General features: G+C 73.6%; 31 protein-coding genes. 12 read left to right on the top strand and 19 right to left on the bottom strand.

Annotated elements, in window-relative coordinates:
- Positions 1-108 precede the first annotated feature (108 nt).
- Genes ACTWM8_RS03670 through ACTWM8_RS03655 form a run of 4 tightly spaced genes read right to left on the bottom strand, consistent with a single transcriptional unit; the run spans position 109 to position 5,200 of the window.
- Positions 109-759: a GNAT family N-acetyltransferase gene (locus ACTWM8_RS03670; protein WP_446212554.1), complete on the bottom strand. Its 651-nt coding sequence runs from the start codon at positions 757-759 to the stop codon at positions 109-111.
- Positions 756-2,051 carry a molybdopterin molybdotransferase MoeA gene (locus ACTWM8_RS03665; RefSeq protein WP_446212553.1) on the bottom strand — a complete coding sequence of 432 codons (1,296 nt, stop codon included), beginning with the start codon at positions 2,049-2,051 and terminating at the stop codon, positions 756-758. The genes ACTWM8_RS03670 and ACTWM8_RS03665 overlap by 4 nt, the downstream gene beginning before the upstream one ends.
- Positions 2,048-3,001: a UTP--glucose-1-phosphate uridylyltransferase gene (locus ACTWM8_RS03660; RefSeq protein ID WP_179802988.1), complete on the bottom strand. Its 954-nt coding sequence runs from the start codon at positions 2,999-3,001 to the stop codon at positions 2,048-2,050. The genes ACTWM8_RS03665 and ACTWM8_RS03660 overlap by 4 nt, the downstream gene beginning before the upstream one ends.
- 9 nt (positions 3,002-3,010) lie before the next feature.
- Entirely contained in the window at positions 3,011-5,200 is a 2,190-nt protein-coding gene (locus ACTWM8_RS03655; protein ID WP_446212552.1) for a diguanylate cyclase, read from the bottom strand.
- 84 nt (positions 5,201-5,284) lie between these two features.
- Between ACTWM8_RS03655 and ACTWM8_RS03650 the strand changes: the two genes are divergently transcribed.
- The 3 genes from ACTWM8_RS03650 to ACTWM8_RS03640 all read left to right on the top strand — a co-directional run bounded on the left by ACTWM8_RS03650 (position 5,285) and on the right by ACTWM8_RS03640 (position 7,746).
- Positions 5,285-5,941: a 5-formyltetrahydrofolate cyclo-ligase gene (locus ACTWM8_RS03650; RefSeq protein ID WP_446212551.1), complete on the top strand. Its 657-nt coding sequence runs from the start codon at positions 5,285-5,287 to the stop codon at positions 5,939-5,941.
- Positions 5,942-5,948: 7 nt separating this feature from the next.
- On the top strand, positions 5,949-6,377 hold the full coding sequence (locus tag ACTWM8_RS03645) for an FmdB family zinc ribbon protein (protein ID WP_446212550.1): 429 nt from the start codon (positions 5,949-5,951) through the stop codon (positions 6,375-6,377).
- A gap of 1,105 nt (positions 6,378-7,482) precedes the next feature.
- The gene (locus tag ACTWM8_RS03640) at positions 7,483-7,746 is read left to right on the top strand and encodes a hypothetical protein (protein ID WP_357996271.1); all 264 of its coding nucleotides are present in this window, start codon (positions 7,483-7,485) and stop codon (positions 7,744-7,746) included.
- Between the two features lie 299 nt (positions 7,747-8,045).
- On the opposite strand, the gene ACTWM8_RS03635 is transcribed toward ACTWM8_RS03640, so the two are convergent.
- Complete coding sequence (locus tag ACTWM8_RS03635) at positions 8,046-8,216, bottom strand: hypothetical protein (RefSeq protein ID WP_446212549.1); 171 nt, start codon at positions 8,214-8,216, stop codon at positions 8,046-8,048.
- Positions 8,217-8,455: 239 nt separating this feature from the next.
- Between ACTWM8_RS03635 and ACTWM8_RS03630 the strand changes: the two genes are divergently transcribed.
- Complete coding sequence (locus ACTWM8_RS03630; RefSeq protein ID WP_446212548.1) at positions 8,456-8,983, top strand: hypothetical protein; 528 nt, start codon at positions 8,456-8,458, stop codon at positions 8,981-8,983.
- 13 nt (positions 8,984-8,996) lie between these two features.
- On the opposite strand, the gene ACTWM8_RS03625 is transcribed toward ACTWM8_RS03630, so the two are convergent.
- Complete coding sequence (locus ACTWM8_RS03625; RefSeq protein WP_446212547.1) at positions 8,997-9,479, bottom strand: DUF2231 domain-containing protein; 483 nt, start codon at positions 9,477-9,479, stop codon at positions 8,997-8,999.
- Positions 9,480-9,674: 195 nt separating this feature from the next.
- Between ACTWM8_RS03625 and ACTWM8_RS03620 the strand changes: the two genes are divergently transcribed.
- On the top strand, positions 9,675-10,103 hold the full coding sequence (locus ACTWM8_RS03620; RefSeq protein WP_357616145.1) for a Fur family transcriptional regulator: 429 nt from the start codon (positions 9,675-9,677) through the stop codon (positions 10,101-10,103).
- Positions 10,104-10,203: 100 nt separating this feature from the next.
- Positions 10,204-11,061 carry an oxygenase MpaB family protein gene (locus ACTWM8_RS03615; protein ID WP_446212546.1) on the top strand — a complete coding sequence of 286 codons (858 nt, stop codon included), beginning with the start codon at positions 10,204-10,206 and terminating at the stop codon, positions 11,059-11,061.
- A gap of 376 nt (positions 11,062-11,437) precedes the next feature.
- Here the strand turns inward: ACTWM8_RS03615 and ACTWM8_RS03610 are convergent, their stop codons facing one another.
- The 11 genes from ACTWM8_RS03610 to ACTWM8_RS03560 form a co-directional block, all read right to left on the bottom strand.
- The gene (locus ACTWM8_RS03610) at positions 11,438-12,301 is read right to left on the bottom strand and encodes a RecB family exonuclease (protein ID WP_446214454.1); all 864 of its coding nucleotides are present in this window, start codon (positions 12,299-12,301) and stop codon (positions 11,438-11,440) included.
- A 149-nt stretch (positions 12,302-12,450) separates the two neighbouring features.
- Entirely contained in the window at positions 12,451-13,065 is a 615-nt protein-coding gene (locus ACTWM8_RS03605) for a MarC family protein (RefSeq protein ID WP_154939817.1), read from the bottom strand.
- Between the two features lie 40 nt (positions 13,066-13,105).
- The gene (locus ACTWM8_RS03600) at positions 13,106-13,969 is read right to left on the bottom strand and encodes a PHP domain-containing protein (RefSeq protein WP_377605107.1); all 864 of its coding nucleotides are present in this window, start codon (positions 13,967-13,969) and stop codon (positions 13,106-13,108) included.
- Positions 13,970-13,995: 26 nt separating this feature from the next.
- The gene (locus tag ACTWM8_RS03595) at positions 13,996-15,198 is read right to left on the bottom strand and encodes a hypothetical protein (RefSeq protein ID WP_446212545.1); all 1,203 of its coding nucleotides are present in this window, start codon (positions 15,196-15,198) and stop codon (positions 13,996-13,998) included.
- 50 nt (positions 15,199-15,248) lie between these two features.
- Complete coding sequence (locus ACTWM8_RS03590; protein ID WP_446212544.1) at positions 15,249-16,022, bottom strand: SigE family RNA polymerase sigma factor; 774 nt, start codon at positions 16,020-16,022, stop codon at positions 15,249-15,251.
- A 103-nt stretch (positions 16,023-16,125) separates the two neighbouring features.
- On the bottom strand, positions 16,126-17,007 hold the full coding sequence (locus ACTWM8_RS03585; RefSeq protein WP_446212543.1) for a PH domain-containing protein: 882 nt from the start codon (positions 17,005-17,007) through the stop codon (positions 16,126-16,128).
- Between the two features lie 6 nt (positions 17,008-17,013).
- Positions 17,014-17,172 carry a hypothetical protein gene (locus ACTWM8_RS03580; RefSeq protein ID WP_170285364.1) on the bottom strand — a complete coding sequence of 53 codons (159 nt, stop codon included), beginning with the start codon at positions 17,170-17,172 and terminating at the stop codon, positions 17,014-17,016.
- A 117-nt stretch (positions 17,173-17,289) separates the two neighbouring features.
- Positions 17,290-17,979, bottom strand: a complete 690-nt coding sequence (locus tag ACTWM8_RS03575) for a DUF6758 family protein (RefSeq protein ID WP_446212542.1) — start codon at positions 17,977-17,979, stop codon at positions 17,290-17,292.
- Positions 17,980-18,065: 86 nt separating this feature from the next.
- Positions 18,066-18,689 carry a TrmH family RNA methyltransferase gene (locus ACTWM8_RS03570; protein WP_280839222.1) on the bottom strand — a complete coding sequence of 208 codons (624 nt, stop codon included), beginning with the start codon at positions 18,687-18,689 and terminating at the stop codon, positions 18,066-18,068.
- Between the two features lie 49 nt (positions 18,690-18,738).
- Entirely contained in the window at positions 18,739-19,248 is a 510-nt protein-coding gene (locus tag ACTWM8_RS03565) for a hypothetical protein (RefSeq protein WP_446212541.1), read from the bottom strand.
- Between the two features lie 71 nt (positions 19,249-19,319).
- Positions 19,320-19,835, bottom strand: a complete 516-nt coding sequence (locus ACTWM8_RS03560; RefSeq protein WP_179802973.1) for a MaoC family dehydratase — start codon at positions 19,833-19,835, stop codon at positions 19,320-19,322.
- 555 nt (positions 19,836-20,390) lie between these two features.
- Between ACTWM8_RS03560 and trxA the strand changes: the two genes are divergently transcribed.
- From trxA to ACTWM8_RS03545, 3 genes are all read left to right on the top strand, one after another.
- Positions 20,391-20,753, top strand: coding sequence for a thioredoxin (gene trxA / locus ACTWM8_RS03555; protein WP_446212540.1), 363 nt, complete (start codon positions 20,391-20,393; stop codon positions 20,751-20,753).
- Between the two features lie 131 nt (positions 20,754-20,884).
- Positions 20,885-21,325 carry a hypothetical protein gene (locus ACTWM8_RS03550; RefSeq protein WP_446212539.1) on the top strand — a complete coding sequence of 147 codons (441 nt, stop codon included), beginning with the start codon at positions 20,885-20,887 and terminating at the stop codon, positions 21,323-21,325.
- Positions 21,322-22,284 carry an MFS transporter permease gene (locus tag ACTWM8_RS03545; protein ID WP_446212538.1) on the top strand — a complete coding sequence of 321 codons (963 nt, stop codon included), beginning with the start codon at positions 21,322-21,324 and terminating at the stop codon, positions 22,282-22,284. Before ACTWM8_RS03550 ends, ACTWM8_RS03545 begins: the two co-directional genes overlap by 4 nt.
- 21 nt (positions 22,285-22,305) lie before the next feature.
- Here the strand turns inward: ACTWM8_RS03545 and ACTWM8_RS03540 are convergent, their stop codons facing one another.
- Positions 22,306-22,725: a thiol-disulfide oxidoreductase DCC family protein gene (locus ACTWM8_RS03540; protein ID WP_446212537.1), complete on the bottom strand. Its 420-nt coding sequence runs from the start codon at positions 22,723-22,725 to the stop codon at positions 22,306-22,308.
- 91 nt (positions 22,726-22,816) lie between these two features.
- Between ACTWM8_RS03540 and ACTWM8_RS03535 the strand changes: the two genes are divergently transcribed.
- The gene (locus ACTWM8_RS03535; protein WP_446214453.1) at positions 22,817-24,883 is read left to right on the top strand and encodes an intein-containing Rv2578c family radical SAM protein; all 2,067 of its coding nucleotides are present in this window, start codon (positions 22,817-22,819) and stop codon (positions 24,881-24,883) included.
- A 38-nt stretch (positions 24,884-24,921) separates the two neighbouring features.
- Complete coding sequence (locus tag ACTWM8_RS03530; protein WP_446212536.1) at positions 24,922-25,329, top strand: CoA-binding protein; 408 nt, start codon at positions 24,922-24,924, stop codon at positions 25,327-25,329.
- A gap of 10 nt (positions 25,330-25,339) precedes the next feature.
- Here ACTWM8_RS03530 and ACTWM8_RS03525 read toward each other — a convergent pair whose 3' ends face one another.
- The gene (locus ACTWM8_RS03525) at positions 25,340-25,954 is read right to left on the bottom strand and encodes a TetR/AcrR family transcriptional regulator (RefSeq protein WP_446212535.1); all 615 of its coding nucleotides are present in this window, start codon (positions 25,952-25,954) and stop codon (positions 25,340-25,342) included.
- A 94-nt stretch (positions 25,955-26,048) separates the two neighbouring features.
- On the opposite strand from ACTWM8_RS03525, the gene ACTWM8_RS03520 reads away from it, so the two are divergent.
- Complete coding sequence (locus ACTWM8_RS03520) at positions 26,049-26,711, top strand: PH domain-containing protein (protein WP_446212534.1); 663 nt, start codon at positions 26,049-26,051, stop codon at positions 26,709-26,711.
- The last annotated feature ends 11 nt before the right edge of the window (positions 26,712-26,722 follow it).

Raw genomic sequence — 26,722 nt, 5'->3', positions numbered from 1 at the left:
CGCAGATCGTACGGGCGGGCAGCGCTTGCCACAGCTTGCAGTTACTTGAGGTTACGGGCGTTCGACCCTGATGCCGGCGCGCCGCGCCGATCCCGTCCGTGGGACGGCTCACCCCTCGCGGCCACGGATCCGGTGCCAACGGGCCAGCAGACCGCCTTCGGCGGCCACCTCCTCGCTGGTCATCGCGTATCCGATGTGGTCCCGCCACGCCCCGTCGATGTGCATGTAGCGTACGTGGTACGCCTCCTCGCGGAAGCCCAGCTTCTCCACCACCCGCCGGGACGGCCGGTTCTCCGGCCGGATGTTCACTTCGACCCGGTGCAGCCCCCCCGGCCCGAAGGCGTGGTCCACGGCGAGCGCCATCGCGGTCGGGATCACGCCGCGACCGGCCACTGCGGAGTCCACCCAGTACCCGACGTACCCGGAGCAGAACGCCCGCCGGACGATGCTGCCCACGTTGAGGTGCCCGACCAGCCGGTCCCGGCCGTCCTGGCGGAGGCAGACCGCGAACGGCATGCCCTCACCGGTGCGCGCCGAGCGTCGCTGGTCCTTGTGGACGTAGCGGAACGCCGTCGGCGAGTTGGTCTCGTCCCAGGTGCCCGGCAGGTGCGACTCCCATGGCGCCAGCCAGGCCTGGTTGGCGCGGCGCACCTGCGACCAGGCGGCCGCGTCCGAGCGCCGGTACGGCCGCAGCACCACCGGCCCGTCGGTCAACACCACCGGCCAGCCCGGCGCCCGCCCGAAGCCGAACAGACTCACCGGCGCCGATCCAGCAGGAGCACGTCCACGGTGGAGCCGGCGGCGGCGGTGGTCACCCGCTCGCCGAGCACCATCAGCCCGTTCGCCTCGGCCAGCCCGGACAGGGTGAACGGCCCACCCGGCAGCGGCTGGACCGTGTATCCCCCGCCGCGCCGCTCGGCGACGTGCGCGGGGCGGAACTCGCGCAGCCCGCCCGGAGAGGTGATGGTCTCCAGCAGGTGCGCGCGGACGCTCGGCCGGAACACCGGCTCCGCCCCGGCGAGCAGGTTGATGGCCGGGCGGGCCAGCACCTCGAAGCCGATCAGCGCCGAGCCGGGCTCACCGGGAAGACACACCACCGGCACCTCCTCGGCGCCGACGGTACCGAATCCGAGCGCGGTGCCGGGATAGAGCGCCACCTCGGTGAAGGTGACCGGGCCGGCCCGGCCACCCTCCCTCCTGGACAGGATGCGCCGGACCATGTCACCGGGGCCGGTGCCGGTGCCGCCGGTGGTGATGATCAGGTCGGCCCGCAGGGTCTGGTCCTCCAGCAGGCCGCGCAGCCCTTCCGGGTCGTCGTCGCAGATGCCGACCCGGTACGCCAGCGCGCCCACCTCGGCCGCGGCGGCGGTCAGCGCGTGCGAGTTGGCGTCCACCACCTGGCCGGGCTGGCTGCCCCGGCCGACGTCGACGAGTTCGTCGCCGGTGGCCACGATGACCACCCGGGGGCTGGGCCGGACCACCACGTGCCCGATCCCGGTGGCGGCGAGGACGGCGACCAGCGCCGGCGAGACGTACGTGCCGGCGCGGGCGAGCAGGGTGCCGGCGGGTACTTCCTCACCGGCGCGGCGGACGCCGTACCCGCGCTTGGGGGTCCGGAAGATCTCCACCGCGGCCATGCCCTGGTCGGTCCACTCGACCGGGACGACCACGTCCGCGGCCACCGGCAGCGGCGCCCCGGCGGCGACCGAGAAGCACGAGCCCGGGGTGAGCCGGACCGGTCGCCAGCTCGCCGCGCCCAGGTCCCCGACCACGTTCAACCGCACGGTACGGCCGCCCGACCCCCCGGAGGGGGCCGGGCCGTAGCCGACGAGGTCCTCCCAGCGGGCCGCGTACCCGTCCACCGCCGCCTGGTCGAAGGCGGGAAACGAGTGCGGCGCGACGACGTCCTCGGCGAGGACGTTGCCGTACGCCTGGGTGAGGTCGAGGTCGAGCGGAGGCAGCGCGCGCAACCTGCGCAGCACACTGCCCAGGTAGTCGGCGAGCGGCGTCAACTCGTTCGCGGCCGCCTCGGCGTCGGCCGTCGCTGTCATGTATTAGGTCCGCCCGACGCGTCGGAGTTGACGAACTCGGCCAGCCACTTGCGGAACTCACCGCCGATGTCGTCGCGTTCGACGGCGATCTGCACCACCGTCTGGAGGTAGCCCAGCGGCATGCCGGTGTCGTAGCGGGTGCCCCGGTAAACGATGGCGTGCACGGGCACGCCCTCGTTGCGCAGCAGTTCCATCGCGTCGGTCAGCTGGATCTCGCCGCCGCTGCCCGGCTCGGTACGCCGGATCGCGTCGAAGATCCGGCCCGGCAGCACGTACCGGCCGAGGACGGCGAGGTTGCTCGGCGCGTCCTCCGGCTTCGGCTTCTCCACCATGCCGGTCACCTTGACGACCTCGCCGATGTCGGTCAGCTCCGACTCGGCCGGCTCGACCGAGGCGATGCCGTACCGGCTGGTCTCGGCCGGGTCCACCTCGAAGAAGGCCAGCACCACGCCGCCGGTGCGCGCCTGGAGTTCCAGCATGGCCGGCAGCAGCGGCTGGTCGAGCTTGACGAACTCGTCGCCGAGCAGCACCGCGAAGGGCTCGTCGCCGACGTGCGACGCGGCGTACCCGACGGCGTGGCCGAGGCCGAGCTGCTCCGGCTGGCGGCGGGTGTGGATCTCGGCCAGCTCGGTGGTGCGCTGCACGGCGGCCAGCAGCTCCGGCTTCTTCGCGAGCCGTTCCTCCAGGTCGGGCCGGCGGTCGAAGTGGTCCACCATGGCCGTCTTGTTGCGCCCGGTGATCAGCAGTACGTCGGTGAGCCCCGCCTGGGCGGCCTCCTCGACGATGTACTGCAGGACCGGACGGTCGACCACCGGCAGCAGTTCCTTGGGCACCGCCTTCGTCGCCGGCAGGAACCGGGTGGCCAGGCCGGCGGCCGGGATGACGGCCTTGACCGCACGGGGACGGCCGGTCGCGGCGGCCGTCGAGGGGTTCGCTGAGTGCTCCGACATGTCGCGAGACTATCGGCCACGGCTCTGCCGCGGCGGGTGAGGACCGGAAGACGCGCCGCCCGTAGCCGGCTGTGTCACACCCGGAGCGGGTGCCGGGACTCCGGCGACCTGCCGGCTCGAACCCTCCGCCGCCCTGGTGGCCGCCGGCCCGGCGCGCGGCAGCTCGTCGTCCGGGCTGACCGCGCCGGCCGGCACCGGGATCTCCTCGGTCACCGCGTCGGGGCGCAGCCCGGTCACCCGGTAACCGTCCCGCCCGGTGGCCTTGGCCGCGTACAACGCCTCGTCGGCGGCGTCGAGCACCTGCTGGCCGGTGCTGGCGTGGTCGGGGTAGACGGCGATGCCGATGGAGACGGTCACCGTGATCGCCACGTGCTCGTCGACCACGATCGGGGTGTCCCGCACGGCCGCGCCCAACCGCTCGGCGACGATCGCCGCCCCCCGGGCGTCGGTCTCCGGCAGCAGCACCACGAACTCCTCGCCGCCCTGCCGGAACGCCAGGTCGACCTCGCGGATCTCGCCGCGTACCCGGCGGGCGAACTCGGCCAGCACGACGTCGCCGGCGGTGTGCCCGTACGTGTCGTTGACCCGCTTGAACCGGTCCACGTCCAGGGCGAGGATGCTGAGCATCCGCCCGAACCGGCTGGCCCGCTCCACCTCCCGGCGCAGCGACTCGCGCAGGTAGCGGTAGTTCCACAGCCCGGTCAGCGGGTCGGTCAGCGAGAGCCGTTGCGCCTCCTCGTGCACCCGGACGTTCTCCACCGCGACCGCCGCGTGGCCGGCGAAGGTGCGCAGGGTGGCCAGGTCGTCGTCGTCGAACTCCGCGCCGCCCAGGCGGTCGTAGAGGGCCAGCACCCCGACCGCCGGCTCCCGGCCCGCCGGTTCGGCGCCGCCGGGCGCGGTGAAGGGCACCGCCACGTACGTCTCGCAGCACGGCTCCCCCGCCGGCGCCTCGGCCGGCTCGAACCGGCCGCGCTGCGGCTCCCCGGTGGCGGCGACCGCGCCGATCACCCCGGTGCCGACCGGCACCCGCAGCGGCTCGGCGTCCGGGACCCGGTCGTCCAGCCCCTCGGCGCACTGCCCCACCAGCACGCCGTCCGGGTCGAGCAGCAGCACCGCCCCGGCCCGCGCCCCGGTCGCCCCGAGCGCGCTGTGCAGGATCACCCGCAGGATGCGTTGCAGGTCGTGGGTGCTGGCCAGCGTGTCGCCGAGCACCGCCAGGTGCCCCCGCAGCTGGTCCCGACTGCTGGTCAGCGCTGCCACGTAGCTGGCCGTCTCCCGGGTCATCCGGTTGAACGCGCCGGCCAGCCGGCCGATCTCGTCCCGGCTGCGCACCGGCACCCGCGCGGTCAGGTCGCCGCGGGCCACCCGGTCCACCGCGCCGGCCAGCTCGACCAGCGGCCGGGTGGTCACCCGGGCCAGCCGCCAGGCGGCCAGCACCGCCAGCACGGCGGCGAGGAGCACCGCGCCGACCAGCACGGCGGGCAGCCCGGCCGGCTGCTCGCCCGGGACGGAGAGGACCAGCGGCAGCGGCTGCCCCGGGCTCGGGCCGAGGCGGCGCACGTACCTGCCGTCGGGGGTCTCGGTGACCCGGTCGCCGTCGACGGTGCTCGCGGCGGCGAGCACCGCCTCGCGTACCCGGTTGGACTCGGTGGTGTGGGTGACCCGGTCGGGGGCGGCGGGGCCGTCGAGCAGGGTGACCGCGACGCCGGTGGCGGCGGCCAGCCGGGCGACGAACGCCGGGTCGACCACCTGGGCGGCGGCGACGGTGCCGAGCGCGACGCCGGCCGGGTCGCGCAGGTCCACCCGGGCGCTGAGCGCCCGGACCGGCCCGGCAACCGTCCGGTCGCCGGAGCAGTCCTGCCAGGGCGTCGGGGGCGCGCCGGGGGTGGCGTACGTCGTGGCGCCGGCCACGTCGGTGACCAGGATCGCGCCGGCCAGGCCCCGGCTGACCACCTGGGTGGCGGCGCCGGCGCGGGCGGCGGGGTCGGTCCGCAGCGCGACCGCGTCGGCGGCGGCCCGGAGTTGCTGGCAGAGGGCGTCCACCGAGGTGCGCACGGTCGAGGCGGCGAGCCCGAGGCGTTCGGTGGAGCGGCTGCGGTCGACGGCCGCGAGGGTGGTGCCGACGAAGACCGCTCCGAGCAGCACCGGGCCGAGCACCACCGCGAGGAAGGCCGCCGTCAACCGCCCGCGTAGCGTCAAGCTTCCCCCCGGAAGTTCCGCGCCCGTTCCTGCGATGCTGACACAGAGCTACCGGAAGACGCGGTTTGCGCAAGGGAGTGTTGCGTGCCCGAATTTCCTGATGGAGCGCACCAGGTCAAACGCGAGACGCGGGTCGCGCTGCTCGCCCACCGCCGGGCGCTGACCGCGCCGCAGCGGGCCGAAGCCGCCGCGCGCGTCCGGGCCGAGCTGGTGGATCTGGTACGCCGGCTGCGCCCGCGCCGGATGACCGGGTACGTGCCGGTGGGTTCCGAGCCGGGCGGCCCGGAGCTGCCGGAGGCCCTGCGCGCGGCGCTGCCCGGCCAGGCCGAGCTGCTGCTGCCGGTGCTCCGCGACGACCTGGACCTCGACTGGGCGGCGTACGACGGGCCCGACTCGCTGGTGGCGGCCGGGCGCGGCATGCGGGAGCCGGCCGGCCCCCGGCTGGGCCGCGCCGCGATCGGCGAGGCGGAGCTGGTGGTGGTGCCGGCGCTGGCGGTGGACCACCGCGGCCTGCGTCTGGGGCGCGGCGGCGGCTCGTACGACCGGGCGCTGGCCCGGGTACCGGGAAGAGTCCTGATCGTGGCGCTGTTGCACGACGGTGAGCTGGTCGAGGCACTGCCCGCCCAGCCGCACGACCGCCCGGTGCACGCCGTAATCACCCCGTCGGGCGGTCTGCGTACGCTGACCGACGCGCCCGGTGTCGATCCCCCCACGTCCGCTGGACGAACCCGGGCCCGATGACGCACCATTGGCACTCGAAACCGTCGAGTGCCAACCGGCCGTACCCGATCCGGAGGAGAACGTGCCCACGTACCAGTACGCCTGCACCGCGTGCGGCCACCAGCTCGAGGCGGTGCAGTCCTTCTCTGACGAGCCGCTGACCGAGTGCCCCACGTGCGAGGGGCGGCTGCGCAAGGTCTTCAACTCGGTTGGTGTCGTGTTCAAGGGCTCCGGCTTCTACCGCACCGACTCCCGCTCCTCCGGCTCGGAGAGCAAGACCGGCAGCACCACCCCGAAGCCGGCGAAGTCGGACAGTGGCTCCTCGTCGGGTAGCGGGTCGTCCGGCACCTCGTCCAACGGCGGCAGCACGTCCGGTTCGACGGGCTCGACGGGCTCGTCGGGCTCGTCCAACGGCGGGTCGGCCAAGGCCGCGGCCAGCACCTCCGCCTCCTCCTGATCTCGAACGCCACCGCCCCCGCCGCCCTGTCTGGGCCGCGGGGGCTTTCGGCGTATGCGCTCCCCTCGCCCGGTTTGGTGTGCGGTCCTCACTTGATCAGGCGCCGGCCGGTGGCCGAGGCGAAGGGCCAGGGTTGGCTCTTCTGAGGTGGCGTGGTCCCCGGGGCGCGGGGATCTGGCCGGCTTACCGACCGGTGTACGGCGCTGTGGATCTGATGATGCGAACGACTCAGCCTCGGGACCGTCGGCCTGGCGATCGGGACGCGGTCTCGATCGGCCCTGCGGCCACCGGTGAGAAGGCGTGGGCAAGGGTTCCGATGATCCGCTGCTGTTGACGGTCCCTGGTGATCTGGCTCAGTCGAAGGGTGTCCGATGTCGCTGGCCGAGCTGACCGTGATCGTCGGGCGGGGGCTGTGGCGCTGGGGAAACGATGACGTCGACGACCCAGCCGACGGGCGTTTCGCTCGGTCGGTCCGGTCGTCCGACCACACCGGCCCTCGGTAGCAGGTCGAGCGCCACTTCGGGCGTTGTCCACAGCCCTGCCGGTTGTCCACAGGCCGGTGCACACGGCACTGCTGCGTCCGCTCCTGCCCCCTAGCGTGCTGCCCGAGCACCGCGACGGCGGCCGGACAGCGAGGCCGGCTGGCGGCCCTCGGGATGCGGGGCGGCCCCGACGGCGAGGCACGCGCTGGGTTCCGGGGGGCTCGACGGCGAGGTGGAAGGTGGGCGGCATGGTGGGTGGTGGCCCGGACGGGAGGGACTCCCTGCGCCCGGTGCGCTGGCTCCGCCGGCCCGGCGGCGGCACGCTGCTGCGCCTCGGGCTGGTCGCCGCCCTGCTCGGCCTCGCGGTGGTCGTCCTCGACTCGTCCGGCGGCTGTCCCACTCCGTCTTTACCCTCACCGGGCTCCGCCGCTGACGGCGCGATCGCCGCAGGCACACCGGCCGCATCAGCGGGCGGGACCGGATCAGCCGGGGACCTGTCGGGCGGGGAGTCGTCGGAGTCAGGCGTGCCGGGGTCGGGGCCGTCGACCGGAGGTGATCGGTCGGGGGCGGGGCCGTCGACCGGAGGTGGTCGGCGGGGCGCGCTGCCGCTACCGAGCGGGTCGGTGGGCGTACCGGTGCGGCTGGCCGAACCCGCCGCGCTCGCGGTGCTGCGGCCGGGAGCCCGGGTCGACCTGCTGGTCGTACCGGCCGGCCGGACGCCGGTGGAGGCCGGACTGGTGGCCTCCGGAGCGCTGGTGCTCGACGTGGTGGGCGGCGACGCCGCCGACGGATCCTCCGCCCTCTACCTGGCGCTCCGCCCGGACCAGGCACAACGCGCCGTCGGCCAGCCGGAGGGAAGTCGCTTCGCCGTCGTGGTACGCGGCTGACCCAGCCCGCCCGCCCCGCGCACGGGCCTGACGGGACGAGCGCTGTCGCACAGCCTGCTGCCGCGATCTCCATTAGCGGCTGCCTCGATCGCGTCTCTTCGGACGCCATCAACGCCAGCAGCAGGGGTGATCGAGTAGCAATTTCCGACGCGACACGCCGACGCGAGCCTCGGAAATTGCTACCCGATCATGGGGACGCCCTCGGAGGGCCCGCCGGACGGACGGCGCCGCTCGGCGACGGCGGCTTCGGCGGCGGTCACATGTCCGACCCGACGGCCCGCTGACGGAAGAAGGGTGGGTCAGCCCCAGTGCGGCGGGCGCTCGGCGAGCAGCCAGTCGTCGTTGCCGCCGACGCGCTCACCCCAACCATGGTCGGTGTCGTCCACCGTCTGCTCGGGCAGCACCACGAAATCCTCGCTGAGATCGACGGCGCGGTCGTCGTCGCGCACGTCCGGCTCCTCGATGCTCACGAGCGGCAACACTATCCCAGCCCAGCCCGATCCTGGCGGCCACACGTGGACCCGGACCGCGAGCGTGCAGCTGCCCGGCCTCATCGACCAGACGAGCCTGACCCGGGACTGCGCCCTCCCGCAGCTCGGCTGCGAGCCACACCAGTCCCGGTCGCCGCCACCTCACCGCTGTCACCGGCACCCAGTCCGTCGCCGCGTCGGGCGGCCGCGCGCTTCCCGCGTTGGTAGCGTCGGACGGCGTGACGACGCCCAGCGGTGCCAGCTCCGAGGACGAGTTCTGGCGACGGCCGCCCGAGCAGGCCCAGCCGACGGCACCCGACACCGACCGGACGACTCCCGGCACCGACGGTGCAACGCTCGGCGAGCCCACCTTCGGCCTCACCCCGGCAGCGGGGCCTCAGCCCGCCGGGCCGGCGACCGGCACCACGACGACGACCAACGGCGTGGCGAGTGCCGGCACCCCCGGCGCGCCGACCTCGCCGTCACCGTGGGCCGCCCCGACGGACGTACCCCCGGCACCGGTCCCGGGGCAGGCGGCCGCGCGGCCCGGCTACGCCGGTCCGCCGCCGACCACCCCGCCGCCGCCCGGTTGGCGACCACCGGTGCACCTCCAGGCCACGCCACCGCGGGCGCTGCCGCCGCAGGACATGGAGGCCATGGACGCGGCGGAGCAGCGCGCGCAGCGGGTCACCTACGCCGTCGGCGGGGTGGCCGGGGCGGTGTTGCTGGTGCTGCTCTGTCTGCTCTGCTCCCGGGCGCTCTTCTGAGGGGGACGACCGGTCAGAGGGTGTTGCCCCAGACCGACTGCGCGCCCGTGTCGCCGGTCAGCACGACGTAGATCAGCGCGAACACCGCGAGCACCACGATGATGCCGGTGAGCAGCCAGCTGACCCAGGACGGCAGGCGCGGGGTAGGCACCCGGTCGCTGGTCAGCGCCAGCAGCACCAGGGCCGCCACGGCGAGCCCCACGGTGAGCCAGAGCGTCGTCTCGCCGTACTCGGAATGCTCCTGGATCTTGGCCAGCAACTGGGGCGGGTAGTTCTTGCCCTTCAGGAACTCCTCGAACGCCTCGCCGGACTCGGTGGCGACCCAGGTGATCACCGGCGTCACCACGGAGAGGATCACCACCGCCCAGGCGAGCCGGGGGCGCCAGCGGGGCACCAGCCCGTACGCGGAGGCGAGCAGTGCCAGCAGCGGGACGAACACCACCGCCGCGTGGATCACCAGGATGTGGCCCGGCAGGCCGTTGATCTCCTTGAACACCGACACCTCCGACGATGGCTGCGGTTGGCCGCGAAAGCGTACGACGATCCATCCGTCGCAGCACGCCCCCGATCGGACACACGCGATGTCAGCCGATGCGGTTCACCAACTACGACAACGCAGTTGAGCTGTGGCCGGGGCCACGTGCCGCCGGGTTCACTTGTCGACCCGGTGACCCCGTGCTGTCATTGCCTCATGTCCAGTGGTGAGGAGTTGCTCCGGTCGAGGGGCCTGCGGGTCACCCGGCCGCGCCTCGCCGTCCTGGACGTGCTGGCCGCCGGCGGCCACCTGGAGGTCGACGAGATCACCCGCCGGGTACGCGAACGCCTCGACTCGGTCTCCACCCAGGCGGTGTACGACGTCCTCGGCGCGCTCTCCCGCGCCGGCCTGTCCCGCCGGATCGAGCCGGCGGGCAGTCCCGCCCGCTACGAGGCCCGGGTTGGCGACAACCACCACCACGTGGTGTGCCGGGGCTGCGGCGAGATCGCCGACATCGACTGTGCCGTCGGTGACGCCCCCTGCCTCGACGCGAGCACCGCCCACGGCTTCCAGGTCGACGAGGCGGAAGTGACCTTCTGGGGGCTCTGCCCCACCTGCCAGGCCCGCCGCTCCGCCGACGTCTGACCCGAGCCGCAGCACCCCCGCTCGCCGTCGACGATCACCGCCGTGACCGGGTGACCCGACGAGCGGGTCCCACCCGAGCGTCCCGTGGCACTCTTGGGCGGTGGACTCCGACGACATCGGCCTCTTCGGTCCGGGATCGGTCACCTGGAAGGTGCACGACGAGCCGGTCCTGATCGTCGCCGGCCTGCGCTCCCTCTACCTCCAGGCGCTGCATCCGCGGGCGATGGCCGGCGTGGCGCAGAACAGCAACTACCGCACCGACGCGTGGGGTCGGCTGATCCGGACCGCCACGTACGTCGGCACCGTCATCTACGGCACCACCGCCGAGGCGGAGGCGGCCGGTCGCCGGCTGCGCGGCCTGCACGCCCGGATGCGCGCGACCGACCCGCTGACCGGCGAGGAGTTCCGGATCGACGACCCGGCGCTGCTGCGCTGGGTGCACGTCACCGAGGTCGAGTCGTTCGTCAGCACCGCCCGCCGGGCCGGGCTGTCGCTGACCGATGCCGAGGTGGACGGCTACTACGCCGAGCAGCGGCGCGCCGCCGCGCTGGTCGGGCTCGACCCGACCGAGGTGCCCGGCAGCGCCGCCGAGGTCGCCGACTACTACCGGGCGGTACGGCCCGAGCTGCGGATGACCAGGGAGGCGGCCGAGACCGGCCTGTTCCTGACCGCGCCGCCGATCCCGTGGAAGCTGAGCCTGCCGGCCCGGCTGGGCCTGAGCCTCGGGCCGCCCCGCTGGGCGTACCTGGGGATCGCCGGCACCGCGCTCGGCCTGCTGCCGCCCTGGGCGCTGCGGCTGTACGGCGGCCTGGGGCTGCCCACCACCGCGCTCTCGGCCGACCTGGGCGTCCGCGCGCTGCGCCTCGCCCTGGCCGCACTGCCCCGTGACTGGCGGGAGGGCCCGATGCAGCAGGCGGCCAAGGAACGGGCCGCCCGGCTCGCCGCCACGGCCGCCTGACCTGCGACGGTGACGGTTCGGCCGGTCACCCCGGAGTGTGCGGCCCGACGCTGACACCTTCCCGCCCGCCGTCCGGAGCGGTCGGCTCGGCATCCACCAGCCATGGCTGGTGTGACAAAGGGCGCTGACCCAAGCGCGCCGGCGGCCCAGCCGGCACACCCTGATGAGCGATATGCCTGAGCGGAATATTTATGCCTGACAGGCATACCGCTCATTCTCAAGTCCTGCGGCACGGGCGTGACTCTGGGTGAAGCCGGACATCTCGCAGGGCGGGCGGGGTCAGCGGCGGGTGCTGGCGTTCAGCCGTGACCACCTCGATCCGCGCTGCAGGCCATCGCTCAGGGCACCGTGCCGCTGGTGGCCAGGGCTTCCCGCCTCAACTACCGCCGCCCGCGACCGCGGCGGAGTCGGCGCCGGGTGCGGGCGGGCGGTCCATCGCCGCCCACGGCTCGCGGCCGGGCACCTGCGACCCCACCGGGCAGCTGCGACGGTAGTCGCACCAGCCGCAGCGCGGCCCGGCCACCGGCGGAAACGCCTCGTCGGGGTCGGCCCCGTCGGCGACGGCCCGCTCGGCGGCCATGATGTCGCGCGCGGTGTCCTCGGCGCGGGTGAGTTGCCGGGCCAGCGACTCGGTGGTGTGGTCGTGCGCGGCGACCGTCCCGGTGGGCAGGTGGTGCAGCTCCACCCGCCGGCACGGCCGGCGGAACGTCCGCTCGGCGGCGTACGCGTACAGCGCCAGCGCCTGCGAGCCCCGCGCGTCGTCGGTGTCCAGCCCGGTGCGGCCGGTCTTGTAGTCGACGATGACCAGCTCGGGCCCGTCCGGCCCGGGTCGGGAGTCGATCCGGTCGGCGCGACCGTTGAAGGCCAGCACCGCCGTCCGGACCGCGACCACCCGCTCCACGCCGAGCGGGTCGGCGCCCGGCTCCAGCGTCTCGACGTACGCCTCCAGCCAGCCGAGCGCCCGCCGGTAGGCCTGCCGCTCCTGCTCGTCGTCGCGGTAGCCCTCGCGCACCCAGGTGCCCTTGAGCAGCCCGGCCAGTGCCTCCGGCCGGCGTCGCTCCGGGGTGAGCGCGTACCAGTTCTTCAGGGCCGTGTGCACGCTGGCGCCGAGCGAGTTGTGCGCCCACGGCGGCCCCTTGGGCGGGGCGGGCCGGTCGACGTAGGAGTAGCGGTAGCGGCGGGGGCAGTCCTCGTACGCGCCGAGTTTGCTGGGGGTACAGACGAAGAGCCGCTCCGGCATGCCCTCGAACCCCAACTGCTCGGCCTGCTCGGCACGGGGTCGGGGGGCGCCCGCGGATCGTCCGGCGGAGGAGGCTCGTCGCACGGGTCCGATCCTGCCACCCGGGTCCGACACCGCCACGCCGGCACCGCCGCCGGAGCCGGGCCGGGTCAGGTCATGTTCACGTACTGGGTGACGAACGCGGCGACCGCGTCGGCGATGAGCTGCACGGCGATGGCGGCCAGCAGCAGGCCGGCGATCCGGGTCAGCACCTCGATGCCACCGGGGCGCAGGATCTTGACGATGCCGCCGGAGAAGCGCAGCACGATCCAGACCGCGATCATCACGGCGACGATCGCGGCGGCGATCGCGGAGTGGTCGTCGAGACCGTCGGCCTGCTGCACGAAGAGCATGGTCGCCACGATGGCACCCGGACCGGCCAGCAGCGGCGTGCCCAGCGGCACCAACGCGATGTTCGACGTGACCTGCTGACTGGGGTCGTCGGCCTTGCCGGTCAGCAGCTCCAGCGCGACCAGCACCAGCAGCAGACCGCCGGCCGCCTGCAACGCCGGCAGGTCCACGTGCAGGTAGTCGAGGAGCGTCTGACCGGCCACCGCGAAGATCACGATCACGCCGAGCGCCAGCGCGACCGCCTGCCAGGCGGCCCGGTTGCGGTCGCGTGCGGTCAGCGGCCCGGTCAAAGCGAGGAAGATGGGCATCATGCCCGGCGGGTCGACGATTACCAGCAGGGTCACGAAGACCTCACCGAAGAGCTTGAGATCCACCGGCTAACCGTAGTCGGGCCGCTGTGGACGGCAACGCGGATCAGCCGGAAGCGACGCCGGTCACCCCGGAGGCCGCCGCGACGATCCGTTCGTACGCCTCCGGCGCGGTGGTGTGCGCGCCCAGCCGGACGGTCTTGTGCGTGCCGTGGAAGTCCGACGAGCCGGTCACCAGCAGGCCCAGCTCGGCAGCGAGCGCGCGCACGTGCGCGGCCTCGGCCGGGGAGTGGTCCTCGTGGTCGGCCTCCAGGCCGGCCAGCCCGGCCGCGGCCAGCTCGACGATCAGCTCGTCCGGCACGATCCGGCCCCGCCGGGTCGCCCGCGGGTGGGCGAAGACAGGTACGCCCCCGGCGGCCCGGATCAGCTCGACCGCCCGGAACACGTCCACGTCCTCCTTCGGCAGCCGGTAGCGCTCGCCCAGCCAGTCCGTCCCGAACGCCTCGGTGGTGGTGGCGACCAGGCCGGCCCGGATGAGCGCTGCGGCGATGTGCGGCCGGCCGACCGTCCCGCCGCCGGCCGCGGCCATGATCTCCGGCCAGCTGATGTCGATCCCGTCGGCGCGCAGCAGCTCGACGATCCGCTCGCCGCGCACCTCGCGGGCGAGCCGCACCCGGGCCAGCTCGGCGACGAGTTCCGGGTGGTCCGGGTCGAAGAGGTACGCGAGCAGATGCAGCGGGACCGCCGGCTCCACCCCGTGCCACCGGCAGGAGATCTCCGCGCCCCGGATCAGGGTCAGGCCGGGCGGCAGCGCCCGCACGGCGGCGTCCCAGCCGGCGGTGGTGTCGTGGTCGGTGATGGCGACGACGTCCAGCCCGGCGTCGGCGGCGGCGCGGACCAGCTCGGCCGGGCTCAACGTGCCGTCGCTGGCGGTGGAGTGGGTGTGCAGGTCGATCGCCGGACGCGAGATCACGCTCCGACGCTACCGCCCGGCCGTCAGGAGGCGCCGGCCACCACGACCGGGCGCTCGCCGGAGGTGACCCCGCTCAGCATCGTCGTGGAGGCCCGTCCCCCGGCCAGCACCTTGTCGGGGTCAACCCGCGCCAGCGCCCCGCCCCGGTCGACGTAGGCGGCCATCGTGGCGCCGTTCCACGCCACCTCGCCGCTGATCGTCGGGCCGGCGGCCCGGGCGGCGTGGCCCGGTTCGGGGCCGGCGAGGTCGACCAGGAGCGCACCGTCGGTCCCGCCGGTACGGCCGTTGACCAGCAGCCACCGGCCGTCGGGGGAGACGGCCCCGAGGCCGTCCCCGGCCAGCGGAGCGGCGCAGCCGGTGGCGGTCGGCGCGAGATCGACCGGGTCGAGCACCGCCAGACAGGACCGGCCGGGGTTCCCGTCGGCGGGAACCCGCCCGACGGGCCTCCCGTCGGGCAGCGCGCCGTAAACGTCGAGGACATTGCGGTCGCCGTCGGGCAGCGGGCCCGCGGCGGGCCGCCACAGCAGGTGGCCGCCGGTGTGGGAGCGGACCAGGACGCGGTCGCCGACGAAGCGGACCGGCGTGGCACCGTGCGCGGCGGTCGTACCGGCGGTGGCGAGGAGCCGGTTGGCGACCAGGCCGGCCGCGAAGAGCCCGTCGCCGTCCCGCCAGGCGACCTGCCGGCCGTCCGGGCTCAGCACGACCGCCTCGGCACCGGCCAGCAGCACCTGCGGGGCGTCGCCGGACGGCACGACCCAGAGGGTGCGCCCGGCCGGGGTGGGTGCTCCCACCACCAGCCAGCCGCCGTGCTCGGGCAGCCGCTGGGCCTGTTCGACCGGGCCGATGCCCAGGTCGTACCGCTTTCCCTCGGCGGTGACCAGCGCACCGCCGACGATCAGTTCGACCTCTCCCTCGGCGCGCGGGGCCGGTGGGTCGGGGGCGACCGGCCAGGCGGCCGCGGTGGCCCCGCCGCGCGGGTCGCCGAGCACCACGGTGGGCGTGGTGGAGCGGCTGGGGTGGCCGCCGAGCTGCGCCATCCCGGCGGTCACCGCCGCCGTGGCGACCGCGGCCAGCGACAGCCCGGTCAGCGTCCGCCGGTGACGGACCCGCCGGGCCCGGCCGATGGCCAGCCCCGCCGGATCGGCGGCCAACGGCGGAGGCACGGCGACCCGGCGGGAGAAGGTCTCCCGCAGCGCCCGCTCCAGGTCGTCCTGCGTCACAGCCATTGGACGCTCCGGGCCGCCGGTCCGGTTGTCCCGTGCGGCCGGGGTCGGCTTCACCGGGTCTCCGCCGGGACGGCCGCCCGGGGGCGGACGGCACCGGGCACGGGCAGTTCGGGCCGCCGACCCGCTCCGGCGGGCACGTCCCGGCCGGCACCGCGGGCCTCGGCCGGGCGTGGCGACGGGGTGGTCGCGCCGCTTCCGGCCGTCCGTCCCGGTCGCCCGGCCTGCGGGGCACGCCGTGGGCCGGCCGGTTCCGGGGGTACGACCGCAGCCGGCCCGGACGGCACGGGCCGCCCTCCGGTCGGGATCACCGTCTCCGGCAGTTCCCGGGCCGCCTCCTCGCCGAGTCGACGGCGCAGGGTGGCCAGCGCGCGGGAGGTCTGGCTCTTCACCGTGCCGGGCGAGATCTCCAGCAGCGCGGCGGTCTGCGCCTCCGACATGTCCTCGTAGAAGCGCAGGACCAGCACGGCCCGCTGCCGGGCAGGGAGCGCGGTCAGGTGCCGCCAGAGCACGTCCCGGTCGAGCTGCTGCTCGATCTCGTCGACCCCGGCCCGCTCGGGCAGCACCTCGGTGGGGCGTTCACCGTGCCAGCGCCGCCGCCACCAGCTGGTGGAGGTGTTGACCATGACCCGCCGCGCGTACGGCTCGATCGCCTCGATCCCGCCGAGCCGCTTGCAGGCCAGGTACGTCTTGGTCAGCGCGGTCTGGAGCAGGTCCTCGGCGGTGGCCCAGTCCCCCGCCAACAGGTACGCGGTGCGCAGCAGGGCACTGGAGCGCGCCGCGACGAAGTCGCGGAACTCCTCCTCGAGCGGATCCCGCTCGGCCACGCGTCACCTCCGCACCCCGTCCCTGCAGGCAGGGTGCCATGGCCGAGGCGGCGGGGTCCACGGCGAAAGGTTCGCAGTTCCTCCGATGAACGGACGAAAAGCTTCAGGCGCCGTCGTCGGCCTTGGCCTCGTCGGCCTCCTTGCCCAACCGCGCCTCGACCGCCTGCGGCTCGTACATCTCCTCGACCACACGCAGGTAGAGCTCGTTCGGGTTGGGCAGGTTCTTGATCTCCCGCAGCGCCTGCTCCTGGCCCGCCGACTCCAGCACGAAGGTGCCGTAGTTGAGCGCGCGACCGGTCGGGGTCTGCTCGTACTTCATGTCGGTGACCCGGACCAGCGGCATCATGGCGACCCGGCGGGTGATGATGCCGTTGACCACCATGACCCGTTTGTTGGTGAGGATGAAGCGGTCGTACCACCAGTCGGCGACCCGCCAGGCGACCCAGCCCATCACCGCGAACCAGAGCAGCACCGCGACGGTGGTGAGGGCGCCGACGTCCTGCCCGGCGAGGAAGCCGGAGAGGTAGCCGAGGATGAAGGTCGCGGCGATGCCGACGACGATCGGGGTGGCGAGGTGGATCCAGTGCCGCTTCCACTCGCCCCGGTAGCGCTCGGTGGGGAAGAGGTAGCGGGCGACCAGCGAGCTGGGCTCGTCCTCCAGGGGCAGCACCCGCCGGGGGCCCATCGGCATGCCGGAGGCGTCCACCCGCAGCCCGGCCAGCTCCTCCTCGGAGATGGTGGCCTGCTGATAGCCGGCCTCCGGGTCGCGCGCCCAGGTCCGCCCGGAGCGGCCCTCACCGGCGTATCCGGGCCCCTCGCCGTAGCCGATGTCGTCCGAAAGGGACGGACCGTCGGAGAGGTTCGGGCCGGAGCCGTAACCCGGACCGTCGTCGGGACGGAACCGCGGGATCGGCTCGGTGTCCCGCTCCCGGCGCTCCCGGTCGGGGTCGTCGGGATCGAAGGGGGGTCCGGAGGGGCTGCCCATGGGCGGTCAGGCGACGAGGCTGGTGAAGAAGTCGCCGAAGCCCTGGGCGATGTCCATGATGCCGCCGCCGAGCGACTTGAAGACGTCCGCGGCGGAGTTCGGCCGGTAGGCGACGAAGAAGATCAAGAATGCGACGCCGGCCCAGGTGAGGACCTTCTTGACCATAGCGGGCCATCCTCTCGCGCGGGGCCGGGTCCGTTTACCGCAGCGGCACCCAGAGTATCAGTATGGTGTCGTACAGTGAATATCTGCGACCGTACCCTCACAAGTCCGTCAGGGCGGTCAGGCCCTGCCGTGCAGGTGAGGTGACGGCGCGCCGTACACGAGCTCGGGCGGTGTCCACTCGGAAAGGTCGTGCAGGACGACGTCTTCCGCGAGGAGGTGACCCGCGCTCGCCGGCCAGGCTATCGCATGCAGCCACATTCCCCGAGCCTCGCCCGCGTACGCGCTTCGATCCGCCGCCGAATCCACCAGCCACAGTGGAGTGGGGTGGCCACCGACCTTGATCCGGGCCGGCTCGACGTGCTCCGGGTGGCCCAGCCCGGGGCCGGGGCCGGTGAGCGCCTCCGCGAGTTCGGGCCCCGGGTCCGGTCCGGACACCCCGGCGAAGCGGGCGCCCAGCCCGACGCCCGGCTCCTCGGCCACCAGCAGGAGTTCGGCCGGTCCCCCGCCCAGCGGCGCCGGCCCGGCGCAGGCCACCGCCGTGGCCCGTACGCCGGAGGGGTCGTCCCCGGCCCAGCCGACCCCGGTGACCGTCCAACCCTGCGGCAGCGGCCACGGACACCAGAGCGGCACCCGGGGCCGCTCGGCCTTCTCGTTGGCGACGACGCGGTCGACCACGCTCGCCATGATCTCGGCTCCGATGTGCTCCGGTACGTGCAGCGGCGCGACCGGGCCGCACCGCGCGCACCGCGACTCGGGGTGCATCAGGTCGGGGAGCCGGACCTGGCCGGCGCACCTCGGACAACTCACCACGACACTCACATCACCACCGTGACCCCCTGCCAGCGGCCCGTCAAGCGGAGCGGCCGTTTCCCTTCGGCGAGCCTCGGGCGGCCTCAGCCGGGCGGGGGGCCGGCGTGGGCGCGGATCCAGGCGTGCATGGCGATGCCGCTGGCCACGCCGGCGTTGATGGACCGGGTCGAGCCGTACTGGGCGATGGAGAAGAGCTGGTCACAGGCGGCGCGGGCCGGGTCGGACAGGCCCGGTCCCTCCTGGCCGAAGAGGAGCACGCAACGGCGGGGCAGGGTGGTGGTCTCCAGCGGCCGGGAGCCGGGCAGGTTGTCGATGCCCACCACCGGCAGGTCCCGCCCGGCGGCCCAGGCGACGAACTCCTCGATCGTCGGGTGGTGCCGGACGTGCTGATAGCGGTCGGTCACCATGGCGCCGCGTCGGTTCCACCGGCGCAGCCCGACGATGTGCACCTCGGCGGCGAGGAAGGCGTTGGCGTTGCGGACCACCGTGCCGATGTTGAAGTCGTGCTGCCAGTTCTCGATCGCCACGTGGAAGTCGTGCCGGCGCTCGTCCAGGTCGGCGACGACGGCCTCGCGCCGCCAGTACCGGTAGCGGTCGACGACGTTGCGCCGGTCGCCGGCGGCGAGCAGCTCCGGGTCGTAGCGCGGGTCGTCCGGCGGGTCGCCGGGCCACGGTCCGACACCCACGTCGAGCTGGTCCTCGGTCACGGTCACAAGAGGGTACGGCCGGCCGGGGCACCGCCGGACGCCGCCCCGGTCACCGCAGCCCCAGGGCACCACCGAGCCGGTCCAGCAACCGTCGGTCGGCGGGACCGGGCGGATCGCCGGCCCGGCAGACCCGGGCGGCCACCGACTCCACCCACTGCCGGTACGCAGCCGAGTCGGCCGGGTCGGCCCGCCGGCCGAGTACGCGTTCCGCGGCCCGGCAGGCGGCGAGGAGGTCGACCAAATCGGTGAGCCGGTCGGCCTGGGCCGGTGCCCCGTCGTGACGGGCGTAGATGGCGGTGACGACGGCGCGTACCAGGTCGCTGTCGGAGGCCCGGCCGGCGGCCACGGCGTCGAGCCCGGCGAGCCCGGCGGCGACGCCGCGGGGCGGGCGGCCGGGCGTGGGGGAGGCGGCGGCCACGAGTACCCGGCCGGGCAGGGTGGTGAGCAGGTCCCACTCGGCGGCGGAGTAGACGGCGGTGGTCAGCGGTGCGGCACGGCGTCCGGCAGAGGGCGGCTCTCCGGCGAGGGAGTGGCTCATCAGGACCTCCGGCGCCAGCATATGCCCCGGATCGCGAAAAGGGCCCCTTCCCAGCCAGAACACGGTGGGAAGGGGCCCCGTCGGGGCTGCGGTCAGCGGGGCTCGGGGAAGCTCGGCCGCTCCGGGTCGACGCCGTCCGGCACCGCCGCGGCGGCGTACTCCTTCTTCGGGACCATGACCTTGCGCCGGAAGACGCAGACCAGGGTGCCGTCCTGGTTGTAGCCGCGGGTCTCCACCGCGACGACGCCCCGGTCCGGCTTCGACCCGGACTCGCGCTTGTCCAGCACGGTGGTCTCGCCGTAGATGGTGTCGCCGTGGAAGGTCGGCGCGACGTGCCGCAGCGACTCGACCTCGAGGTTGGCGATCGCCTTGCCGCTGACGTCCGGCACGGACATGCCGAGGAGCAGCGAGTAGATGTAGTTGCCGACCACCACGTTGCGCTTGAACTGGCTCGCCGACTCGGCGTAGTGCGCGTCCATGTGCAGCGGGTGGTGGTTCATGGTGAGCAGGCAGAAGAGGTGGTCGTCGTACTCGGTCACGGTCTTGCCGGGCCAGTGCCGGTAGACCGCGCCGACCTCGAACTCCTCGAAGTAACGGCCGAACTGCATCCTTGTCCCCTTCGACGGGCGGCGATGGAGTTCGGCACAGCATGCCTTACCGGTGGTTAAGGCGATGACGGGGGCGGAGGCCGAGTGGAAATGTCACACCGGGCGCATCCGGGGGGAGACGCAATGAGCGGCGGGGCCCTCCCCGGCACCCGCCGCCCACGCTCTGATGCCACAGATTCTGCCGTACGGGGTGGACACATCGACAGAGACGGACGTCACATTTACCCTTTTGTGACATCACTCTGAGTAATCGATGACGCTGTGCTATGCGATCTCTAGCCGCACAGTCACCCCTTGTCAAGGCTGAAGTTACCGATTCGTACCGGCGAGTGGCGTGGATCTCCTTGGAAGCGCTCCCATCACGGGAGGTGACGCAAGTGCGCAGTGCATTTGCGTTCCGCAGCGCGGGATCGACAGATGCGGTTCGATGAGGTGGCCGGTCTGCCGCCGGCCCCGCCCGGGCCGCGCCGGTTTCGGCCCGCCCGGGCCGGGAATTCAATCGGGGCTGCCCTGGTTCTACGGGACGAAAAAGCAATCCGCTGATCGGAGAGTGCAATGGCAACGGTTGAGCTGACCACGGCCAACTTCGACGAGGTGACCGGGAGCGACGGCATCGTGCTGGTCGACTTCTGGGCCGAGTGGTGCGGCCCGTGCAAGCGGTTCGCCCCGGTCTACGAGCGCTCCTCGGAGAAGCACCCGAACATCGTCTTCGGCAAGGTCGACACCGAGGCGCAGCAGGAGCTCGGCGCGAAGTTCGACATCCGCTCCATCCCGACGATCATGGCGATCCGGGACGGCGTGATCGTCTTCGCTCAGCCGGGCGCGCTGCCCGAGTCGGCGCTGGAGAACCTGATCGAGCAGGTCGAGGCCCTCGACATGGACGACGTGCGCAAGCAGCTGGCCGAACACAAGCACTGAGCACCACCCACGACGGCCGGGCCCCCACACAGGGGGTCCGGCCATCGGCGTATCCGCCGACACGCAGGGCCGGCGGCGGACCGCGCAGGGGACACCGTCGCGACATCCCGATCCCGTATCGTCACGACCCGATGGAGACGTTGACCCCCCGCGGCCGCGCGGTCCGGCTGGGCGCGACCGCGCTCGGCCTGGCCCTGCTGCTCGCCGGCACTCTCTGGGGAGTCGACGACCAGTTTCCGTTCGGGCCGTTCCGGATGTACTCCACGTCGGAGCCACCGAACGCACCCGCCCCCGACACCCGCGTGGAGGGCGTCGACCGCACCGGCGCGGTGATCGCACTGGGCCAGGACGCCACCGGCATCCGCCGCGCCGAGATCGAGGGCCAGCAGGACCGCTACGCGGCCGACCCGACGCTGCTGCGGCAGGTCGCCGACGCGTACGCCGAACGCCACCCCGGCGCGCCGGAACTGGTCGAGGTCCGCATCGTCATCCGCTGGTACGGCATCCACCAGGGCCGGCCCACCGGACGGTGGACCGACGAGACCACGGTGCGCTGGCAGGAGGCCCGGTGACCCGCTGGCTGACCGAGGCGGTCCCCCGCGGCCGGGTGGCCGCCTTCCGCACCCTGATCTACCTCTTCGTCGCCGCCGACCTGGTCGTCTTCACCCCGTGGGTACGCACCCGGGTCGACGTCCCGGGCGACCTCTACCAGCCGTTGCTGATCGGCCGGCTGCTCCCGCTGCCCACCCCGACGCCCACCGTGGTCGCGGCCATCTTCTGGACGCTGCTGCCACTGGCCCTGCTCGCCGCGACCGGCCGCGCGCCCCGACTGCTGGGCTGGTCGGTCTTCGCGCTCTACTTCGAGTGGATGATCATCGCGATGAGCTACGGGAAGGTCGACCACGACCGGATCGGGCTCCTCGTCGCGCTGGCCGCCCTGCCCACCGCCGGCCGCGCCCGGCACGGCGACCCGACCCGCACCGAGGCCGGCGGCTGGGCGCTGCGGGTCACCCAGATCGCCGTGATCTGCACGTACTTCCTCGCCGCCTGGGCCAAGCTGCGCTTCGGCGGGCTGGACTGGGCGACCGGCTCGGTGCTCGCCCGGGCCATCATCCGGCGCGGCACCGAATTCGCCGACCTGATCGCGCAGGTGCCGTACCTGCTGATCGTCGCCCAGTTCGGCATCCTCGCCTTCGAGCTCCTCAGCCCCGTGGTGTTCCTGCTGCCCGAACGCTGGCGGGTGGCCACGGTCGGCTTCTTCTACTCGTTCCACCTGGTGACCATCGCGACGATCACCATCTCGTTCGCGCCGCACCTGGCGGCGATGACGAGCTTCCTGCCGCTGGAGCGGATCAGGCCGGTGGTGTGGGCCCGCCAACTGATCACCCGTCGCCGTGACGGCGCCGCGCGGACCGGCCCGGCGCCGGACTCGCCGGCACCGGAGGACCAGGGGCCGGCATCGGACGACGTACCCGCTGCGGCGCCACCGGTGGTCGGCCCGGCACCGGCGGTCGGGCCGGCGACGCCGTAGCCCGACGACGCCGGCGGCGGGTCAGGCGTCGGTGGTGGGGCGGCCGCTCGGGCCGTACAGGCGCTCCCGCGCCTCCTGGGGCAGGGCGCAGGCGGCGGTCCCGCCGGGAAGCCGGTGCCGGTTGCGGGCCACCCAGCGGTACGCGGGCCAGGCGGCGAAGCGGACCGGCGGGACGCGCAACCCCGCGCCGGCCACCCGCCAGAGCGGACCGCTGTCGCCGAGCAGCCGGGCGATGGCGTCGGGTCCGGCGGCGCGGGAGCCGTCGGCGCCGACCCACTGCACCGCCTCCTCGCACTCGGCCTCGGTCAGCCCGAGGGCGTCGAGGTCGGCGAACTGCCACGGCACCACCCGGGCACCGGTCGGGATGCGCCGCTCGATGAACTCGGCGCACCGGGTGCAGAACGCGCAGTCCCCGTCGTAGACGAAGGTCGACCTCTCCATGGCTCCATCCTCCACCCGCCGCCCGACGGGCGGGAGCCGGTGTCCGGCGGGTCACTTGCGCTGTTCTCGTACACATGTTCGAATGGGTGTCATGCGCTGGGAGAACCTCTCCGCTCCCCCGGACGAGGGGCATCCCGACGGGTCAGCGCCAGCGACTCCACCCCTGCCGCTGGCGCTGCCCGGCGCGATCGCCCGCACCTTCGACACCCCCGGCTTCGCCGGGATGACCTTCTACGAGGTGCAGGCCAAGTCGATCATCAACAAGGTGCCCGGGGCGTCCCGCGTCCCGTTCGAATGGACGATCAACCCGTACCGGGGGTGCAGTCATGCGTGTGTGTACTGCGTCTCGGGTGACACTCCCGTGCTGATGGCGGACGGACGCACGAAGCCGATCAGTGAGTTGGAGCCGGGCGACCGGATCTATGGCACCGCGCAACAGGGGGCTTACCGCCGTTACGTCGTGACCACCGTCCTCGACAAGTGGTCGACAACGAAGCCCGCCTACCGCGTCACTCTGGAGGACGGCACTTCACTGATCGCCAGCGGTGACCACCGCTTCCTGTCGGAGCGGGGTTGGAAGTACGTCACGGGAGCGATGAACGGCCCAGGGCAGCGCCCTTACCTGACCACCAACAACCGCCTGATCGGCACCGGCCGCTTCGCAACCGGCCCCAAGGAGTCCGCCGACTACCGCCGTGGCTACCTCTGCGGAATGGTTCGGGGAGACGCCCACCTCGGCACCCACACCTATTCCTACGGGACGGTGCACCGGTTCCGGTTGGCGCTGGTCGATGACGAAGCGTTGCAGAGGTCGGAGCGCTACCTCAGCGAGGCCGGTGTCGAGACACAGCGGTTTTCCTTCTCCGCGGCCAGTCGCACCCGGCAGGCAGTGGCCGCCATCCGGACGTCGAAGCAGCGGCACATCGAAATGATCAGCCAACTGATTCAGTGGCCCGCGGACCCGACCGACGACTGGCGACTCGGCTTCCTCGCCGGCATCTTCGACGCGGAGGGAAGCTGCAGCCGGGGCGCGCTCAGGATCAGCAACGGCGACGACGCGATCCTCGACCAGACGGCGGCGGCCCTGAGCCGGTTCGGCTTCACGGCCGTGCTCGAGGATCCGGGGCGACCGAACCGCGTCAGACAACTGCGCCTGACCGGCGGACTGCCGGAGCGGCTCCGCTTCTTCCATCTGACCGATCCCGCCATCACGCGCAAGCGGTCGATCGAGGGAGCCGCGCTGAAGTGTCAGGCCCGGCTCAGGGTGACCAGCATCGAGGCGCTCGGGCTGGAGCTTCCGCTCTGGGACATCACCACCGGCACCGGCGACTTCATCGCCAACGGTGTGGTGAGTCACAACTGCTTTGCGCGCAACACCCACACCTACCTGGACCTCGACGCGGGCGCGGACTTCGACCGCAAGGTGATCGTCAAGGTCAACGCCGGCGAGCTGGTCCGGCGGGAGCTGGCGGCCCCGCGTTGGCGCGGCGCGCACATCGCGATGGGCACCAACGTGGACTGCTACCAGCGGGCCGAGGGACGGTACCGGTTGATGCCGCCGATCATCGAGGCGCTGCGTGACTTCGCCAATCCGTTCTCCATCCTGACCAAGGGCACGCTGATCCTGCGGGACCTGCCGCTGCTGCGCCAGGCCGCCGAGGTGACCCGGGTCGGCGTCTCGTACTCGGTGGGGTTCGTCGACGAGGCGCTGTGGCGGGCGGTCGAGCCGGGCACCCCGAGCCCGCGCCGGCGACTCGACGCGGTACGCGCGCTCGCCGACGCGGGCTTCGAGGTGGGCGTGCTGATGGCGCCGATCCTGCCCGGGCTCAGCGACAGCGACGAGTCGATCGACGCGACGGTGTCGGCGGTGGCCGCGGCCGGGGCGGCCAGCGTGACGCCGATGGCGCTGCACCTGCGCCCCGGCGCCCGCGAGTGGTACGCGCACTGGCTGGCCCGGGAGTTCCCGCACCTGGTGCCGCGTTACCGCGAGCTGTACCGGGCGGGTGCGTACGCGCCGCAGGCGTACCAGCGGGAGTTGACCGCGCGGGTGCGGATCGCGGCCCGCCGGCACGGGCTGCACCGGGGCGAGCGGGGCGACAACCGGCGGCTGCCGACCCCCGAGGCGCCGCCCGCGGCCGAGCAACTGTCGCTCCTGTAGCCGGCGGACCACTGCACCGGTGGGGTTAGAGTCGGCGGGTGCGTACCGCTGAGCAGATCCTCGCCGACTCGGCCGTGATCGCCGTCGTGGGCGCGTCCCGCGACCCCCGTAAGGCCGCGCACAGCGTGCCGTTGCAGATGCAGCGGTACGGCTGGCGGATCATCCCGGTCAACCCGACGGTCGACGAGCTCTTCGGCGAGCGGGCGTACGCGTCACTGGCCGACATCCCGCACCCGGTCGATCTGGTGGACGTGTTCCGGCCGGCGGCGGACGCCGTGCAGGTGGTCCGGGACGCCGCGGCGATCGGCGCGCCGGCGGTGTGGCTACAACTGGGCATCGTCTCGGCGCAGGCGCGGCGGATCGCCGAGGAGGCGGGCATGGACTACGTCGAGGACCGCTGCCTGATCGTGGAGCGCGCCGCCGCCGGGCTGACCCGGCTGGGCTGAGCGGCCGGTTTCAGTCGGCCGGCCCGTCCGGCCCGAAGATCAGGTCGAGCTGGGCGTCGAGCGCGGCGAGCGCGGTCTCCGGCGGGAAGTGCCCGCCGAGCAGGTAGACGCCGAGCCCTTCCATGAGCGCCAGCAGGCCCACCGCCGCATCGTCCGGGTCGACCTCGGGGCGGGCCGCGCCGGCCGCCTGGGCGGCTCGGAGCTGGCCGGCGATGAAGGCCAGCAGGCCGGCGGTGTCCTGGTGCAGGCCGGCTGCGACGTCGGGGCGTACGGCGGTGTAGGCGAGGAAGGCCAGGGCGACCCGGCCGTCGGCCTGCCGGGGGGCGTCGAGGGGCAGCACCTCGCCGAGCATGGTCCGCAGGAGGGTACGCGGAGACGGGGTCGCGCCCAGCGCGGTGACGGCCGCCGTCACCCGGGCCTCGTTGTGCTCGCGGACGACCGACAGCGCGAAGGCCATCATCTCGTCCTTGGTGCGGAAGTAGTGCTGCACCATCCCGGCGGAGACACCGGCCTCGGCCGCCACGTGCCGCAGGCTGACCGCTTCCAGCCCGTGCTCCGCGGCCACCCGCATCAGGGCGTCGGCGATCTGCGTGCGGCGTTCCCGGTGGTCCACCCGCTTCGGCATGCGCCCATGGTTTCACAATGCGACTGAATTGACACCTGCGGAAGCCGCCGTTTACAGTGCGACTGCAACGTAAAACGGTGGAGGGTGGGCGATCATGCGGGAGCACGGCTGGCGGTTCGTACTGGTGCTGCTGCGCCGCGCGGTCACGTACGAGATCGGCATGTGGCGCAGCCTCTACCGCTGGCTGGCGCGGCGGCCCCTGACGGTGGAGCCCGGCGCGGAGACGTTCAGCTACCTGGGGGTGGTGAAGCCGATCCTGGGTGTCTTCATCGGCCTCTCCGCGATCGAGATCCCGATCTTCGACCTGATCATCAGCCGGACCGTGCCGTGGCCGTGGGTACGGCAGCTCGCGCTCGGGCTCGGGATCTGGGGTCTGCTCTGGATGATCGGGCTCTTCGCCAGCCTGCGGGTCCACCCGCACGTCCTCGACCGCGACGGGCTGCGCATCCGCAACGGCATCTCGCTCGACGTCACGCTGCCCTGGACTGCCGTCGCCACCGTCGCGAAGAGCTACCGTTCGCTGCCGTCCAGCCGCGGCGTCCAGGTCGAGCAGGGCGACGCCGGGCCGATCCTGAACCTTTCCACCGGCAGCCAGACCAGCGTCGACGTCGTCCTCCGCGAGCCGCTCTCACTCGCGCTGCCGAAGGGCCCGAGCGCGCCGGTCACCGAGGTCCGCCTCTACGCCGACGACCCGGACGCGCTGGTCGCCTCGGCCCGTCGCCACCTCGGGGTCGGCGTCCCCGGCGCCGAGCGCTAGCCGGGCTCGAC

The organism is Micromonospora sp. IBSANI012 (assembly GCF_052814045.1).
Note: the sequence above shows the minus strand (reverse complement) of the source record. Positions and strands in the feature narration are given on the sequence as shown.

Coding starts and splice junctions, on each gene's coding strand:
- ACTWM8_RS03525 (WP_446212535.1), bottom strand. CDS start 25,954: ATGCCGAAGCGGGTGGACCACCGGGAACGCCGCACGCAGATCGCCGAC.
- ACTWM8_RS03665 (WP_446212553.1), bottom strand. CDS start 2,051: ATGACAGCGACGGCCGACGCCGAGGCGGCCGCGAACGAGTTGACGCCG.
- ACTWM8_RS03620 (WP_357616145.1), top strand. CDS start 9,675: ATGTCCAGTGGTGAGGAGTTGCTCCGGTCGAGGGGCCTGCGGGTCACC.
- ACTWM8_RS03540 (WP_446212537.1), bottom strand. CDS start 22,725: ATGGAGAGGTCGACCTTCGTCTACGACGGGGACTGCGCGTTCTGCACC.
- ACTWM8_RS03560 (WP_179802973.1), bottom strand. CDS start 19,835: ATGCAGTTCGGCCGTTACTTCGAGGAGTTCGAGGTCGGCGCGGTCTAC.
- ACTWM8_RS03585 (WP_446212543.1), bottom strand. CDS start 17,007: ATGGGCAGCCCCTCCGGACCCCCCTTCGATCCCGACGACCCCGACCGG.
- ACTWM8_RS03550 (WP_446212539.1), top strand. CDS start 20,885: ATGGAGACGTTGACCCCCCGCGGCCGCGCGGTCCGGCTGGGCGCGACC.
- ACTWM8_RS03660 (WP_179802988.1), bottom strand. CDS start 3,001: ATGTCGGAGCACTCAGCGAACCCCTCGACGGCCGCCGCGACCGGCCGT.
- ACTWM8_RS03535 (WP_446214453.1), top strand. CDS start 22,817: ATGCGCTGGGAGAACCTCTCCGCTCCCCCGGACGAGGGGCATCCCGAC.
- ACTWM8_RS03595 (WP_446212545.1), bottom strand. CDS start 15,198: ATGGCTGTGACGCAGGACGACCTGGAGCGGGCGCTGCGGGAGACCTTC.
- trxA (WP_446212540.1), top strand. CDS start 20,391: ATGGCAACGGTTGAGCTGACCACGGCCAACTTCGACGAGGTGACCGGG.
- ACTWM8_RS03520 (WP_446212534.1), top strand. CDS start 26,049: ATGCGGGAGCACGGCTGGCGGTTCGTACTGGTGCTGCTGCGCCGCGCG.
- ACTWM8_RS03580 (WP_170285364.1), bottom strand. CDS start 17,172: ATGGTCAAGAAGGTCCTCACCTGGGCCGGCGTCGCATTCTTGATCTTC.
- ACTWM8_RS03610 (WP_446214454.1), bottom strand. CDS start 12,301: ATGCCGGAGCGGCTCTTCGTCTGTACCCCCAGCAAACTCGGCGCGTAC.
- ACTWM8_RS03565 (WP_446212541.1), bottom strand. CDS start 19,248: ATGCTGGCGCCGGAGGTCCTGATGAGCCACTCCCTCGCCGGAGAGCCG.